This is a genomic window from Cellvibrio chitinivorans, from assembly GCF_035117775.1.
Classification (GTDB): Bacteria; Pseudomonadota; Gammaproteobacteria; order Pseudomonadales; family Cellvibrionaceae; genus Cellvibrio; species Cellvibrio chitinivorans.
In genome coordinates this window covers 1450746-1465905 of record NZ_JAYKKN010000001.1, presented here as the reverse complement: position 1 = coordinate 1465905, position 15160 = coordinate 1450746, and the positions used below count along the sequence as shown (strand labels likewise).

Below are 15160 nucleotides of genomic sequence, written 5' to 3'. Positions count from 1 at the left end.
CACAACAGTGAGATGCGAACAAGGTTAGCTCGCGTATTTAATTGAGCAACCGTAAGGAGCGGTGCTTTGGTTGGGGATTTTTTTACCCTCAGCCATAGCCTCCAGCGCTTCTTTTACATAGGGCGTCGCCTTGGGGATATCGGCTTCATTGGTGGTTTTAATGCTATCTATACCGCCTTTGTAAACCAAGGTGCCTTCCGAGTTAATCACAAACATATGCGGCGTGGTTTTAGCGTTATACATTTTTCCGATTACTCCATCGGCATCGAGAATAGTATTGCTCGGAGCAGCGCCGCGTTTTTCATTCAAACTAATCGCAGTTGCACCATCCACATTGCCCTGCTTGCCGGGTGCAGATGAAATCACTTGCAGCCAAACCACATCATCCGCCGTAGCCGCTTTTTGTAAGCTGGGAATATTGCTGCTTTTATCGTAGTGTTTTACTACATAGGGACACTCGTGGTTAGTCCATTCCAACACAACTGTTTTCCCTTTCAAATCTTCAAGATTGATAAGTGAACCATCGGCGGTTTTACCGACAAAAACCGGCGCAGGTTTGTCGATAATCGGATCGGCAATAACCGGTGATGAGGCAATTGCCAAGACAATGGTTGCTGCTGCTATTTTTAACAATGACATAATTCAGACTCCTATCTATAAGTTAATAATCAAACGACAAAAAATTACCGCAAAAAATTAAGGTTTTTATCATAGGCGCTCCTTTCGTTAATCTAAAAATTACTGTGCTTGGGTTACCGCAGAGATCACCATGTTTGGTGTCAGAATTTGCGACAGCTCCACCGGTTGCTCAGGCTTTCCAGCGGGATAAAAGACATATAAGGGAACACCGCTGCGATTAAATTTTTGCAAAAACTGGGTGATGGTTTGATCGCGATTGGTCCAATCACCTTTTAAATACACGATACCTTCTTTTTTAAACGCGTCCTTTACCGACTCATCACTTAGTGCCACTCGCTCGTTGACCAAACAGCTAATGCACCATGAGGCGGTAAAATTTAAAAACACGGGTTTGCCTTCTGCTAATAATTGCGCGAGTCGTTCATCGCTAAAGGCTTCCCAATTTTTGTCGGCGATATTTTCTGCTTTTTTAAGCTGTCCACTCGCAGGTTGATTAACGCCCGCATAACCCATGTAGAGCGCAGCCAAAATTAATATCAACGCAACACCATTGCCGACTAAACGCGCGCGCCCATTCGCCATTGCAGTAGCGCTATAGAGCCAGGCGGCAATTGCGATTAACAACATGCCGCCCAATGCGATCACTACCGCATTTACGCCCGCCTGTTGCACTAACACCCAAACCAACCAAATCGCGGCTGCATACATCGGAAAAGCCAACACTTGTTTGGCAAGCTCCATCCAGGCACCGGGTTTGGGCAGCCAGCGCTGCAAACGCGGCCAGCAGGTAAGCAATAAATAGGGCAACGCCAAACCCAAACCGAGGCTTAAAAATATCGCGAGTAATTTCACTGCGGGTTGCGCCAAGGCATAGCCCAATGCCGCCGCCATAAAAGGCGCGGTGCATGGCGTAGCGACTATGGTTGCCAAAACGCCGGTAAAAAAGCTGCCGCCGTAACCCGGCTTTTCAGTAAGCGATGAGCCAACACCCGCCACCGAACCGCCAATAAAAAATACGCCGGACAAACTTAACCCCACGGCAAACATCAGGTAGGCGACTAGCAACACAAACAGCGGCGATTGAAATTGAAAGCCCCAACCTATCTGCGCCCCGCCCGCCTTTAGCAAAATCAATAACACAGCAAGCAATGCAAAACTCACCAAAACGCCGAACGTATACATCACACCATGCGCGCGAATTTGTGCTGCACTTTGATTGGCGTGGCTCACTAGCGACAAGGCTTTAATCGACAACACCGGAAACACGCAGGGCATCAAATTCAAAATCACACCGCCCACTAAAGCCAACAATATTGCCGCCCAAAATCCAATTGATGATTCACTTGTCACCGCAGCTGACTGGAGAGGAATCATCACTTCAAATCCGCGATTAATCGATGAATTATTGTCATCACTCGCGCGTTCGCGAATCACCAGCACACCGGTAAGCAGCTCACCAATATTGAGCGGCGCCTCTCCGGTTGGAATACGTAAACGAATACCGTCATCGGTGTTTAATCGCTGTTGCTGTGCGCTCTGTTGAATTCGCCCCCAGTCATAAGGGTAAAACCAAATGTCGCTTACACGCTCGCGTTGCTCCGCAGATAAGGCGATCTCTAAACTCAATTCGCCTTGCGCTGTATCCGGGTTAATTGATGTTTGGCTCGCCTGAATTGCCCAAGGGCTTGCAATCGGAACCTGAGCCAAAGCTTGTGTGATCTGAGCATCACCACTGCTATTAATATTCACAGGCGCATCGCCCGCGGCAATTGGCAACTCCAACACCAACTCAACCTGCTGCGGAATACATTCTTCTTGGCACACCAACCAATCCACCAACGCATGAACTTTAAAGCTATCGCCAGAGTGTAAATTGGCAGGCGGCGTAATTTGCGTCACCAGTGTGACTTCATTTTCATAGGCGTAATTGGTGATTGGTCCCATCGAAAAACGGCTGGGCGATGGCCAGATAATCTCGCCTGCGTGAGCGCCATCGGGCAAGGTCCAAACGATGCTGGTGGCGTTGCCCGAGTCGCCGGGATTCACCCAGTAGGTATGCCAGTGCGGAATAATTTTTTGATGAACGCCGACATAAAACGCCACGCCCGGCTGAACCTGCGCAACTGAAGCGATAAGGCTGGCCGCGACCTGCGGTGTTGCCGCGCGGTCGGTTTGCGCATACACAGGCGACATCAGTGCCGATAACAGCATCAACAAAATGAGGCTCGCGAATTGCGCTTTGGTTGTTATTGATTTGATCAAAAGCTCTTTCCTTCCTTACAGATGCCTATTTTCATAAACGCTTAAGATAAATCCAAAGCTTCTCATCTGTATCTGATTTAACTTTTCTTAAACGAAAAATGACCAATGCGTTCCATCACATTAGCCAGCTCTCCTCGACAACACCCTCGCCAATACCCTCGCCATCTCCTCCCACTATCACCCAAGGTCATCAAAACTTATCTTGTTATAAGCTAATAAAAAATCAGTATTTTTAGTTTTAAATGCGTCTGAATATGATGGCGCCACACCACAGGAATTGCCCTGAATCAGATTAAGAAGCGAGATTAATTATGGATACGCATCGCACCCGAAACGCGACAATTCCAGAGGATGTACTGGAAGAAATAAAACATCAGCTGGCGTTTATTCAATACGGTTCGTTGGAAATACAAATTCACAATGGGCAGGTAGTGCAAATAGAACGCCGCGAAAAAAAACGCTGGGAAAAAGGTGTTAACACCAAGTAGCCGGTTATCTGTAACTCAACAAAAATCAACAACCAACAATTCAACCTCAACATTTTTAACAACAAGCAGTAAACACACCACAAAAAAATCCACTGACCGGACCACCGGAAGTGATATGTGACCTTTGGAGCTTAGCATGTCATTTCAAAAAACCTGGTCGGTTGCCCGATCGTTTGTTCGTACAAACCATTTTATTTCCAGAAAAGAGTTTCATCGCAATGCATTAGCCACTGCCGTTGGCATTGCACTTTCAGCCAATGCATTTGCAGGCTTTCCAACGCTTTACGGAAAAATTCACCTCAGCGCTAACCAATATGATTTGGAAAAACTCGCGTTTTTACCTGTAACCCAAGGTGGCGCCGTCTTTCGCCATGATGGTGCAACAGATGTCGAAACCGAGCTGGATACATTTGCACTGGAAAGCACAGGTTCACGCTTGGGAATTCAGGGCGATTTTGATGCATCAGAAAGCATTACTGTTTTCTACCGCATTGAATACGGTGTTGATGTGGACAACGGCCTCAACAGCAATGGCCGCGAATTAAATCAGCGCAATATTTTTGGTGGGCTGCGCGGCGATTGGGGTTCTATTCTCGCGGGCAAAAACGATACGCCCTTTAAAACACTACAAACCAACACAGTACTGCGTTCGGATGTAGATCGTTTTAACGATGCACCACTTGCCGACATAGGAACATTTTTAGTCGGCGAAAACCGCCCTGACAATGTTATCCAATATACATCGCCCATTTTATTCGGCGGATTGGAAATCAATATCGCTGCGATTCAAGCAGAAGAAACTGGCGTACCCATCACCGAAAATATTAAACAGGATGACAATGATTTTGCATCAGGCAAATCCATCTCCGTTACCTATGGAAAAGCAAAATGGTTTGTTGGCCTTGCGTATGACGAAAACGTTGCCACAACCGATGCGTTGCGCGCAGTAGGTGAAGTAACACTTGGCTCGGTAAAACTGGGGGCAATTGCACAGACTGCCGAGCGCCATAGCGATGTTGATGTACTGGGTGGGTTCTCAACTTTTGTTGGTGCCAACACCGTCACCCTAGGTGCACAACATGGTTTAAATCCGGTATCGGAATGGGATGGTTTGGCAGGCAACTGGTTCACTGAGCAAGAGGGTTATGTGCTCAACGCGCAGTGGAAAATTGCCGGCCCCTGGACTGCAAAAATTCAATATGCAAGCTCAACCACCACTCCACTCAATACAAGCTATGACGATGTTGAACTGGAAGGAATCGCCGCAGGTTTGGATTACAACATCAATTCCAGTACGCGTGTATTTGGCTATTTCGCCAGCGTAGAAACAACGGGTGACGAGCAAATCGGCACTCAATCACCAATCGATAAAACCGCCGCCCTCGGTTTTGATTTCCGTTTTTAATTTACGCGTTTAATCGCATACACGCTCGCCCTATCGCATAAATGATAGGGCGCACTAATCCAAAATTTTAGGAGTTATATACCATGAAATTAATTGCAAAATCTGTCGCCATAATAGCTGCCAGCTTCCTCGCTGGCAGCGTACTCGCTAAAGACGTAAAGCTGTTAAACGTTTCCTATGATCCAACCCGCGAACTCTATCGCGAATACAACGCCGCCTTTGCCAAACACTGGAAAGAAAAAACGGGCGATACCGTCACTATCGATCAATCCCACGGCGGTTCGGGCGCACAATCGCGCGCAGTTATCGACGGATTAAAAGCAGACGTAGTGACACTCGCACTCGCGGGCGATATTGACCCTATCGCAAAAATTGGAAAATTATTACCGCAGGATTGGGTAAAAGCACTGCCGCAAAACAGCGCGCCTTATACATCCACCATTGTATTTTTAGTGCGCAAAGGCAATCCGAAAAATATTAAGGATTGGGATGATCTGGTTAAAAAAGGCGTAGAAGTTATTACGCCTAACCCTAAAACCTCTGGCGGTGCACGCTGGAATTATCTAGCCGCTTGGGCCTACGCCAAAAAGCTCGGTAAAGATGATGCGGGTGCAAAAGAATTTGTGCGCGAATTATTTAAAAACGTTCCGGTTCTGGATACGGGCGCACGCGGTTCAACCACCACTTTTGTGCAACGCGGTATTGGCGATGTGTTAATCACCTGGGAAAACGAAGCCTTTTTGGCAGTGAATGAACTGGGTGAAGACGCGGTAGAAATCGTAGTGCCAAGCCTGTCTATTTTGGCCGAACCTTCTGTTGCTGTGGTTGATGAAAATGCAAAAGCAAAAGGCAATCAGGAGGTCGCTAAAGCTTACCTTGAATACCTTTACACCAAAGAAGGCCAAAACATTGCAGCCAAACATTACTACCGCCCACGCGACCCACAAGTTGCTGAAGCCTTTGCCAAAACATTTCCTAAGCTGGAATTAGTGACCATCGATGATTTTGGTGGCTGGGAAAAAGCACAACCTTTCCACTTTGGCGATGGCGGCATCTTCGATCAGATTTATCAATAATTAATCCCTCCCCAGCCCTCCCTTTTACAAAGGGAGGGAGTTTTACTCCCCTTCGCAAATGGCATGAGCCAATCGCTCCTCCCCTTTGAAAAAGGGGAGGCTGGGAGGGGATTTCTTTAGCTAAGAAATTAAACAGTTTCCTGATGACAGGTACGCCAAGAGAGTTGTAGATGAGTGAGATAACGTCCGTCGCGCTAGCAACCACAACCGCTAGGCCAAGCAACAAAAAATATTTTTGGAAAAAGAAATCGGTACTACCGGGTTTTGGTTTATCACTCGGGCTCGCTGCACTTTATGCCAGTTTGATTGTGTTTATTCCACTTGCAGGCTTGGTATTAAAAGCGCTGGAGCTTAGTTGGACTGAGTTGTGGCAAGTGGTTAGCAATCCACGCGCATTGGCCAGTTACCGGCTCACATTCACCGCATCATTTGCGGCAGCCAGCATCAATTTATTTTTCGGTTTAATCGTCGCTTGGGTATTGGTGCGCTACGATTTTTTTGGCAAACGCGTGATTGATGCGCTGGTCGATTTACCCTTCGCACTTCCCACCGCTGTCGCCGGTATTGCACTCACCGCGCTCTACACCACCAAAGGTTGGGTCGGGCAATGGTTTTGGTTGGCAGATATTAAAATCGCTTACACCTGGCTCGGCGTAACACTTGCACTCACCTTTATTGGTTTACCGTTTGTCGTGCGCACTGTGCAGCCCGTACTAGCCGATTTGGAAGCAGAAGTTGAAGAGGCCGCAGCAAGTTTAGGTGCATCGCGCTTGCAAACGTTTCGCCGCATTTTATTGCCTGCACTTATCCCTTCTCTGCTCACCGGATTTGCTTTGGCGTTTGCGCGGGCGATTGGCGAGTACGGTTCGGTGGTATTTATTAGCGGCAACATGCCTTACAAAACCGAAATCACGCCGTTGTTGATTATGACCAAGCTCGAACAATTTGATTACGCGGGTGCAGCAGCACTGGGCACAGTCATGCTGGTGTTTTCATTTGTTTTATTACTACTTATTAATCTGCTCCAGCATTGGAGCCACAAGCGGACGGGAGGTTAATCATGGCCGGTACAGTTTCATCCTTGCATTCACATAAAACGGGTACAGCCCATGCAGCGACCAGTGAAGCCCCTTGGGTACGCGTGGTTCTGATTAGCATTGCATTAACATTTTTATCGCTGGTTTTGTTTTTACCGCTGGTGATTGTTTTTGCTGAAGCCTTTGCCAAAGGCGCTCAGGTTTATTTTGCATCCATAACAGAACCTGCTGCGGCTCACGCGATAAAACTGACCTTAATCGCCGCCGCCATTGCAGTGCCTTGTAATGTCGTTTTTGGTTTGGCTGCCGCTTGGGCAATCGCCAAATTTGATTTTCGCGGCAAGCAGCTTGTTATTACCTTGATCGATTTACCTTTTGCCGTTTCACCTGTTATCGCCGGATTGATTTACATGTTGCTATTTGGCAGGCAGGGATTTTTTGGCCCCTGGTTAAATGATCACGATGTGCAAATTATGTTTGCAGTTCCGGGAATAGTATTGGCCACTGTGTTTATTACGTTTCCGTTTGTTGCGCGCGAATTAATCCCACTCATGCAAGAGCAAGGTAAAGAGCAAGAAGAAGCAGCAATTACCCTTGGTGCCAGCGGTTGGAAAATGTTCTGGCGAGTGACTCTGCCCTCAGTTAAATGGGCGCTACTGTACGGCATGATTTTATGTAATGCACGTGCGATGGGCGAGTTCGGCGCGGTGAGTGTAGTGTCCGGAAAAATTCGCGAGCAGACCAATACCCTGCCGCTGCACATTGAAATTCTGTACAACGAATATCAATTCGCCGCCGCCTTTGCTGTTGCATCGCTACTGGCGCTGCTCGCACTGGTGACTCTGGTATTAAAAAGTTTGCTGGAGTGGAAAACCGCGCGTGAGCACGAATTAGCTGCACGTGCGGCCAATTCACAATAGAAATGATTAATCTCCCAAAACCTGTAACGGAGAAAAAAATGAGCATTCAAGTTCGAAACCTACACAAAACCTTTGGCAGTTTTACTGCATTAAATAACGTATCGCTGGATTTTCCGTCCGGCGAACTGGTCGCATTACTTGGCCCTTCTGGCTGCGGAAAAACAACCTTGTTGCGCATCATCGCCGGTTTGGAAACACCCGATGCCGGCAGCGTTCACTTCGATGGTGAAGACGCAACCAATGTGCATGTGCGCGAGCGCAATGTCGGTTTTGTATTTCAACACTACGCGCTCTTCCGCCACATGACCGTATTCGATAACGTCGCCTTTGGTTTAACGGTGCGCCCTAAAGAGACGCGCCCAAGCAGCGAGCAAATAAAAAAGCGCGTGCATGAATTATTGGAGCTGGTGCAATTGGATTGGCTGGCGGATCGCTATCCGCATCAATTATCCGGCGGGCAGCGTCAGCGTATCGCCCTTGCGCGCGCACTGGCAGTTGAACCCAAAGTATTATTGCTCGATGAACCTTTTGGCGCTCTCGATGCAAAAGTGCGTAAAGACTTGCGCCGCTGGTTGCGCCGCTTGCACGACGAGTTACATATCACCTCGATTTTTGTAACTCACGATCAGGAAGAGGCAATGGAAGTCGCCGATAAAATCGTAGTGCTCAATAAAGGCAATATCGAACAAATCGGTTCGCCGGATGATATTTACAACACGCCTGCAAGCCCGTTTGTGTACGACTTTATTGGCCAAGTGAATTTATTTCACAGCCGCGTTGATGATGGCTGGGCGCATATTGGCGATTACAAAATTCCCGCACCTGAACATGAAGCGGTGAAAGATCAAGCGGCTATCGCCTATGTTCGCCCGCACGACATTGAATTGAGCGAGCATAATACTGATGGTGCAATCGCAGCGCGCGTTGCTCACGTAAGCACTGCGGGCTCGGTGCTGCGCATTGAGCTTTTGCATCAGTTGAATCACGACCCGTTACACGTAGAGCTGCCACGCGCGCAGGAACGCAGTTTGAACCTGAGTGTAGGAGCAACTATTTATGCAAAACCCATCCACTCCAAAATCTTTTTGCAGCCGTGATGTTTACGGCTGCAGTGATTTTTTAATCGGTTATAAGCTGATGACAAGTCGGTATTTCTCAAGGCTACGGGATTTCAATAGGATGCGCTCACCCTACACTGGAACGGATATAGCGTTAAATGAAAATTCGCGATCTCGATTTAAACGATACCCCAATCAACAAGGAACATGCGGCTTTTGGTATCCCTCCTGTTGAGCAAATCCCGCTGCATCCGGTCATTCGCAGCGCAGTCTGGTTTGCGATATTCACACTTGTCGGCTTGGTAGTTCTGGGCGCTGCGCAACTGTTTGGTAGCAGCTGGGGCGAAGGAGTCGACACCATCAAACTCACGCTCCACGATTCTATGTTCTGGAATGCGCTGCTGGTCGGTCTGCTGGCGCAGATAATCGACGGGGCATTGGGCATGGCTTACGGCCTCACTTCCACCAGCTTTTTGTTAGCGACTGGCGCATCGCCAGCGTTAGCAACAGCATCGGTACATATGGCGGAAGTATTTACTACCGGCGTATCGGGTATTAGCCACGCAAAATTTGGCAATGTGGATAAAAAATTATTTTTGCGCTTATTAGTGCCCGGCATTATTGGCGGCCTGCTTGGTGCCCTGCTGGTCACTCAAATTGATGGCAAAACCTTGAAGCCGTTCATCACCGTGTATTTATTGTTGATGGGTGTTTATGTATTGAGTAAAGCGTTTCGCAAACACATAGCCACACGTAAAGGCGAACCAAAACACGTGGCAAAATTAGCGCTGCTGGGTGGCTTTGTAGATACATCCGGCGGTGGAGGATGGGGACCGGTAGTGACCACAACGTTAGTTGGTACAGGTCACGACCCGCGCACGACAATCGGTTCGGTAAACTTTGCAGAGTTTTTTCTAACACTGACCAGCGCTGCATCGCTGTTTATTTTGGTCGATGAAACCATCTGGCATGTAGTTGCAGGTTTGATTATCGGCGGTTTATTTGCCGCGCCTTTTGCCGCCTATGCGTGCAAAAAGTTTTCAACCAGAACCTTGTTAATTTTGGTTGGATTGCTGATCAGTGGAATCTCCTTGTTCAATTTATACAAAGCACTGCTCAGCTAATTTATATAACAGAACCCAAGCGCAGTTCGCTGCGCTTGGGATTTACCTCAGCGAAACACCCGCTCCGCCCACACCCCCAAACCTGCCGCAACGCTGCCGAAGTGATCGCCATCAACTATCGCAATTTCATCGCCAAATAAAGTGCGTATCACCTTGCGAATTAATGGCGATTTAGCGCTGCCACCGGTGATGTAAACCACATCCGGTTGTGCTTCCGCCTGTTGCGTTGCTTCGCTAATAAGCGCGGCGATTTTTTGCAGCAATTGCTCGGCGACTTGAGCGTAATCTTGCGCGCTGCATTTCGGCGATAAATCGCGCTCGATAAAATCGAGTTGGAATTGATGCTGATCTTGCGCAGAGAGCGCGATTTTCCCCAACTCTGCTTCACGCACAACCGCAAAGTTATGTTTGTGTTCACGCATACCAATAAAGCGCTCAAGCAATACTGGCTCAAGTGTTTCGCGTGTTAAGCGCTCCAGCAGAAAACCGGTTTTAGCATCGTAAAATTCCGTTTGCGCACCTATATCGTTAATCGCCATCGCATTCACAAATGGCATCAGCGGCATAGGCAAACCAGTTTTGAGCGGCGATAACATACCGAAGTGCGGCATCAGAATTTTTTGCGCGAGCTGGATATCAAAATCATTTCCGCCGACGCGCTCACCGGTGTGCCCAAGGAAATCCTGCGCACGATCAAGTTGCTGAATATGCTGCGGCCCCATCAACACCATTGAGCAGTCAGTCGTACCACCACCCACATCCACGACTAATACGGTTTTGTTTTCAGTCAGCCGCGTTTCAAAATCGAAACCGGCGGCGAGCGGCTCATACAAAAATTCAATGTCGGTAAAACCAATACGCTTACCTGCCGCAGCCAAAATCGCTTGCGCTTGTTGGTTACTCTCTTGCGCATTGATTCCCTGAAAATTCACCGGGCGACCAATTACCACTTGCGTGATATCTTTTTGCAGATGCTGCTGCGCGCGCTGCTTTACATTGAGCATCATGGCCGCAACAACATCTTCAAAAAAGTCGATTGATTGCTGACGCAAACCGCTTGCCCCTAAAAACGACTTGGGCGATTTAATAAAATAGCCTTCACTTGGGTCGCTGATGTAATGCGCAATCGCTTCACTGCCAAAGAAGATCCCTTCGCGCACATGATCAATGTCGTGCTCAATTTTACCTGCACGCGCCAAACCCAGTAGCGCCGAACGGCTGTGTGCAAACTCTTTTTTGCTATCACCTTCCGGCAATTGCTGCGCAACCAATTCAGCGATAAACGCACGCTCAAGCGCATACAAGGTAGAAGGAACAAACGCATCATTGCCATAGAGCGGAATTAATTGCGCACACCCTTGGTCAACCCAGGACATAGCGCAATTAGAGGTACCGTAATCAAAACCCACATGCATACAAACAATCCAACATCATTTAAAAATTACACATTTACCAAATAGCGGCGCTCAAGGTGAGCTTTAAAATAACGCGCATTCAGCGGCTCGCCGGTGGCGGCAATCATCAAATCATCGGTTGATAACAAACTCGCCTGCGACCAGATATTGTTTTTTAGCCACTGAAATAATTCATTCAAATTGCCAGCGGCAATCTTGTCGCGCAGCTGTGTAATCGCCCGCTCAGCTGCAGCAAATTCCTGCGCAGCGTACATAGCCCCCAGAGTGTAAGACGGGAAATAGCCAAAAGAACCGCCAGCCCAGTGAATATCCTGCATACAGCCATTGCGATAATTGCCATCAGTGGACAACCCCAAATAGGCCTGCATCTTTTCATTCCAGAGCGATGGAATATCATCCACCTCGATATCACCTTCAATCAGCACGCGTTCGATTTCGTAGCGCAAAATCACATGCGCGGGATAGGTCATTTCGTCCGCATCCACACGAATAAAGTCGCGCTTCATACGCGTATTCACCGCATAGAGATTAGCTTCACTAAAGGCGGCATCCTGTTCACGCCCGAGCAGTTTTGCGGCCATAGGCGCAAGCAGCTTGGTGAACTCCGGCGAGCGCGCCAACTGCATTTCAAAAAATAAACTTTGCGATTCATGCACACCCATTGAGCGCGCTTCGCCTACTGGTAAACCGGCCCATTGCACCGGAAGATTTTGTTCATAGCGCGCATGGCCCGTTTCGTGGATCACACCAAATAGCGCCTTCATAAAATCGTTTTCATCGTAGCGCGTGGTGATGCGCACATCGCTCGGCACGCCGCCACAAAATGGATGCGCACTTACATCCAAGCGCCCGTGATTAAAATCAAAGCCAAGTAATTGCATAGCGGCCAGACCCAATTCTTTTTGCTGTGCAATCGCAAAAGGGCCCTGTGGAGTAAGCAGAGTTTGGCTCGCTTGAATATCCGCAGCGCGCTGAATAAATTCAGGCAACCAGGTTTTGACTTCGCCAAATAGCACATCCAATTTCGCGCTATTCATACCCGGCTCATACAGATCGAGCATTGCATCGTAACGGCTAAGATTATTACTCGCCGCGCGAATGCTCGCCTCTTCACGCGCAAGCTCAACTACTTTGGCGAGATTGGTTTTAAAACCCTGCCAGTCGTTATTTTTGCGCTGCTCGCGCCATGCGTGTTCGCAAGTAGAATTGGCGAGCGATTGCGCCATCACCAAGTCTTCCGGCAATTGATTCGCTTGCTGCCAGCGGCGCTTGATTGCCGCGAGACTTGCACGCTCTTGCGCTGCAAGATTTTCTGTCTCTGCTGCGGCAATCCAGTCACCTAATTGCGGGGCTGTGGTGAGCTGATGAATTAACACCGACAATTCCGCCATAGCAGCGCCGCGCGCGTCATTGCCACCATCAGGCATTACCGCCGCCTGATCCCATGAGCAAATAGCATCGAGATGACTAAAGTGAGAAATTTTTAAAAAATGCTGGTGCAACTGTTGGTAAGACATAGAGGCTCCTCGCAAGAAAATTTATAAACACTTGGCAGAAATAAAAAAACCGCACAGTCGCGCAATTAACAATACGCAGCTGTGCGGTTTTAGAATTGCAATATGGGCACTGCCTAAATAACGCCATTCTCCGCATCAATCGTATTAATCGCAAATAACTGTTCGATAACGTCAGGCACAAATGGACGACCGCGCTCGTTAAGCGAAGTACCGGTAATTTTGGCAGCGAGCATCAATTTGTTATCGTTTTTGCGATAAATGTGCTGCACAAAATCAAAACGCACGCGCGATGATTGCTCCACGTCAACGGTGACATAAAACAGATCGCCACTCACCAACGGCAATTTGTAATCCAGCTCTGCGCGCAACACCACCAGATTAATTTTCTGGCGCGCCAGCTCAGCAAAATCAACGCCTTTGGCGAGCAAATACTCGTGGCGCGCGTGCTCCAAATAATTTTGATAGACACTGTTGTTGACTATGCCCTGCATATCGCACTCATAGTCGCGCACTTTAAAATCGAGCGTAAATACGTCCTTATCCATTTTCTCTACCTTATTTCGCTAATTACTTTACTACCGATGCAAACACATCAAAGTAAGTTGGGAAAGTTTTTGCCGTGCATTTCGGATCATTAATACGCACAGGCACACCGCCGAAAGTCGCGAGCGAGAAGCACATCGCCATGCGGTGATCGTCATAAGTATCAATCGCTGCGTTCGGTATTAAATTCTCCACCGGCGTAATACGCAGCCAGTCTTCGCCCTCTTCCACAATCGCGCCCAGTTTGCGCAATTCAGTTGCCATTGCGGAGATACGGTCGGTTTCTTTCACGCGCCAGCTGGCGATATTGGTCAAACGCGATGGACCATCGCAAAAGAGCGCAACTACCGCAAGCGTCATGGCTGCATCGGGGATGTGGTTAAAGTCGCGATCAAAGGCTTTGAGCGGCAGCGATGGCGCCGAAGCTTCAATCCAGTTCTCGCCCTTGGTGATAGTCACACCAATTTCTGCCAGCGCATCAGCAAAGGCTACATCGCCCTGAATGCTGTTTGCACCTACGCCCTGCACACGCAGCGGGCCAGCGCCCAAAGCACCAGCCGCAAGGAAGTAAGACGCAGAAGACGCATCGCCTTCCACAAACACAGTTGCCGGGCTGGTATAGCCAGTTGCAGCAGGAACGGTAAAACGCTCCCAGCCATCGCGCGCTACGTTAACGCCAAATTGCGCCATCAACTTCAGGGTGATTTCAATGTAAGGCTTGGAGATAAGCTCGCTCACCAGCTCGATTTGCGTCTCTTTGCCGGTCATTGGCAGAGCCATCAGCAAAGCAGTAAGGAACTGGCTGGAAACATCGCCGCGAATTTTGATGCTGCCGTTAGCAGCGATCTTGGCAGGCTTGATCAGCAGCGGAGGGAAGCCTTCTTGCCCGAGATAGGTAATATCTGCGCCTATCTGACGCAGCGCATCCACCAAATCGCCAATCGGGCGCTCGTGCATACGCGCTACGCCGTGCAACTTGTAAGTACCGCCGCTCAGCGCCAAGGCTGCGGTCAGCGGGCGAAACGCAGTACCAGCGTTGCCGAGGAATAAATCCGCCTCTTTATTCGGGAAGCTGCCGCCAGTGCCGACCACGCGGTAATCGTTCTCGCCAGTTTTGGTGACACTTACGCCCAGCGAAGCCAGCGCTTCCAGCATGCGGTCAGTGTCGTCGGATTTCAGCAGATCGCGGATCTGCGTCTCGCCCTGCGCCAAGGCAGCCAATAACAAGGTGCGGTTGGAGATACTTTTGGAACCAGGCAATTGCACTGTGCCCTGAGCACGGGTAACGGGGGCGAGATCGAGAAATTCCATCGTGAACCTATTTATTGAACAAGTATTGAATAAAGGTTGTACAGAAAGGTGCAGTCCGCAAAATTGAAGAAATATGCGCCGCAAAAGAAAGTGCGCATCATACCCGCATCAGCCAACACCCGCACCCCTAAAGCCGTACTGAAAGAATAGAGAAACGTGATTTTGGGGTTGACAGCTCGCCCAGCTATCGCCAAAATGCGCGCCTCTCAATTATGGCTAGATAGCTCAGCTGGTTAGAGCACAGCACTCATAATGCTGGGGTCGGCGGTTCAAGTCCGCCTCTAGCTACCATATTTGATAAAGCCAGCTTGGTTAAAACCTCGCTGGCTTTTTTATTTTCTATCGCATTAAACACCAACAAAATC

Annotated in this window: 13 protein-coding genes and 1 tRNA gene; 8 read left to right on the top strand and 6 right to left on the bottom strand. The window is 48.7% G+C overall.

Annotated elements, in window-relative coordinates:
• Positions 1-24: 24 nt before the first annotated feature.
• The gene (locus tag SPL68_RS06170; RefSeq protein WP_323814201.1) at positions 25-639 is read right to left on the bottom strand and encodes a redoxin family protein; all 615 of its coding nucleotides are present in this window, start codon (positions 637-639) and stop codon (positions 25-27) included.
• A gap of 99 nt (positions 640-738) precedes the next feature.
• A complete protein-coding gene (locus tag SPL68_RS06165) occupies positions 739-2901 on the bottom strand; it encodes a protein-disulfide reductase DsbD family protein (RefSeq protein WP_323814200.1) in 2163 nt (720 codons plus the stop codon).
• 311 nt (positions 2902-3212) lie between these two features.
• On the opposite strand from SPL68_RS06165, the gene SPL68_RS06160 reads away from it, so the two are divergent.
• The 7 genes from SPL68_RS06160 to SPL68_RS06130 all read left to right on the top strand — a co-directional run bounded on the left by SPL68_RS06160 (position 3213) and on the right by SPL68_RS06130 (position 10009).
• The gene (locus tag SPL68_RS06160) at positions 3213-3389 is read left to right on the top strand and encodes a YezD family protein (RefSeq protein ID WP_323814199.1); all 177 of its coding nucleotides are present in this window, start codon (positions 3213-3215) and stop codon (positions 3387-3389) included.
• Positions 3390-3525: 136 nt separating this feature from the next.
• On the top strand, positions 3526-4794 hold the full coding sequence (locus SPL68_RS06155; protein WP_323814198.1) for a porin: 1269 nt from the start codon (positions 3526-3528) through the stop codon (positions 4792-4794).
• An 83-nt stretch (positions 4795-4877) separates the two neighbouring features.
• A complete protein-coding gene (locus SPL68_RS06150) occupies positions 4878-5870 on the top strand; it encodes a sulfate ABC transporter substrate-binding protein (RefSeq protein WP_323814197.1) in 993 nt (330 codons plus the stop codon).
• A 170-nt stretch (positions 5871-6040) separates the two neighbouring features.
• The gene (cysT, locus tag SPL68_RS06145; RefSeq protein ID WP_323814196.1) at positions 6041-6928 is read left to right on the top strand and encodes a sulfate ABC transporter permease subunit CysT; all 888 of its coding nucleotides are present in this window, start codon (positions 6041-6043) and stop codon (positions 6926-6928) included.
• A 2-nt stretch (positions 6929-6930) separates the two neighbouring features.
• Positions 6931-7827: a sulfate ABC transporter permease subunit CysW gene (gene cysW / locus SPL68_RS06140; RefSeq protein WP_323814195.1), complete on the top strand. Its 897-nt coding sequence runs from the start codon at positions 6931-6933 to the stop codon at positions 7825-7827.
• A 38-nt stretch (positions 7828-7865) separates the two neighbouring features.
• Complete coding sequence (locus SPL68_RS06135) at positions 7866-8924, top strand: sulfate/molybdate ABC transporter ATP-binding protein (RefSeq protein ID WP_323814194.1); 1059 nt, start codon at positions 7866-7868, stop codon at positions 8922-8924.
• Positions 8925-9043: 119 nt separating this feature from the next.
• Complete coding sequence (locus SPL68_RS06130; RefSeq protein ID WP_323814193.1) at positions 9044-10009, top strand: sulfite exporter TauE/SafE family protein; 966 nt, start codon at positions 9044-9046, stop codon at positions 10007-10009.
• 47 nt (positions 10010-10056) lie between these two features.
• Here SPL68_RS06130 and yegD read toward each other — a convergent pair whose 3' ends face one another.
• The 4 genes from yegD to aroA all read right to left on the bottom strand — a co-directional run bounded on the left by yegD (position 10057) and on the right by aroA (position 14795).
• Entirely contained in the window at positions 10057-11424 is a 1368-nt protein-coding gene (yegD, locus tag SPL68_RS06125) for a molecular chaperone (protein ID WP_323814192.1), read from the bottom strand.
• A gap of 26 nt (positions 11425-11450) precedes the next feature.
• Positions 11451-12941 (bottom strand): carboxypeptidase M32, encoded by a 1491-nt coding sequence (locus tag SPL68_RS06120; RefSeq protein WP_323814191.1) that lies wholly within the window; start codon positions 12939-12941, stop codon positions 11451-11453.
• Between the two features lie 113 nt (positions 12942-13054).
• Positions 13055-13486, bottom strand: coding sequence for an acyl-CoA thioesterase (locus SPL68_RS06115; RefSeq protein ID WP_323814190.1), 432 nt, complete (start codon positions 13484-13486; stop codon positions 13055-13057).
• A gap of 22 nt (positions 13487-13508) precedes the next feature.
• Complete coding sequence (aroA, locus tag SPL68_RS06110; protein WP_323814189.1) at positions 13509-14795, bottom strand: 3-phosphoshikimate 1-carboxyvinyltransferase; 1287 nt, start codon at positions 14793-14795, stop codon at positions 13509-13511.
• Positions 14796-15009: 214 nt separating this feature from the next.
• Between aroA and SPL68_RS06105 the strand changes: the two genes are divergently transcribed.
• Positions 15010-15086 (top strand) — tRNA-Met (locus SPL68_RS06105).
• The last annotated feature ends 74 nt before the right edge of the window (positions 15087-15160 follow it).

What these genes read in the sequence shown, in the direction of transcription:
- SPL68_RS06150 (WP_323814197.1), top strand. Translation starts at nt 4,878, where the DNA reads ATGAAATTAATTGCAAAATCTGTCGCCATAATAGCTGCCAGCTTCCTC.
- SPL68_RS06130 (WP_323814193.1), top strand. Translation starts at nt 9,044, where the DNA reads ATGAAAATTCGCGATCTCGATTTAAACGATACCCCAATCAACAAGGAA.
- SPL68_RS06115 (WP_323814190.1), bottom strand. Translation starts at nt 13,486, where the DNA reads ATGGATAAGGACGTATTTACGCTCGATTTTAAAGTGCGCGACTATGAG.
- yegD (WP_323814192.1), bottom strand. Translation starts at nt 11,424, where the DNA reads ATGCATGTGGGTTTTGATTACGGTACCTCTAATTGCGCTATGTCCTGG.
- cysW (WP_323814195.1), top strand. Translation starts at nt 6,931, where the DNA reads ATGGCCGGTACAGTTTCATCCTTGCATTCACATAAAACGGGTACAGCC.
- aroA (WP_323814189.1), bottom strand. Translation starts at nt 14,795, where the DNA reads ATGGAATTTCTCGATCTCGCCCCCGTTACCCGTGCTCAGGGCACAGTG.
- SPL68_RS06155 (WP_323814198.1), top strand. Translation starts at nt 3,526, where the DNA reads ATGTCATTTCAAAAAACCTGGTCGGTTGCCCGATCGTTTGTTCGTACA.
- SPL68_RS06135 (WP_323814194.1), top strand. Translation starts at nt 7,866, where the DNA reads ATGAGCATTCAAGTTCGAAACCTACACAAAACCTTTGGCAGTTTTACT.
- cysT (WP_323814196.1), top strand. Translation starts at nt 6,041, where the DNA reads ATGAGTGAGATAACGTCCGTCGCGCTAGCAACCACAACCGCTAGGCCA.
- SPL68_RS06170 (WP_323814201.1), bottom strand. Translation starts at nt 639, where the DNA reads ATGTCATTGTTAAAAATAGCAGCAGCAACCATTGTCTTGGCAATTGCC.
- SPL68_RS06120 (WP_323814191.1), bottom strand. Translation starts at nt 12,941, where the DNA reads ATGTCTTACCAACAGTTGCACCAGCATTTTTTAAAAATTTCTCACTTT.
- SPL68_RS06160 (WP_323814199.1), top strand. Translation starts at nt 3,213, where the DNA reads ATGGATACGCATCGCACCCGAAACGCGACAATTCCAGAGGATGTACTG.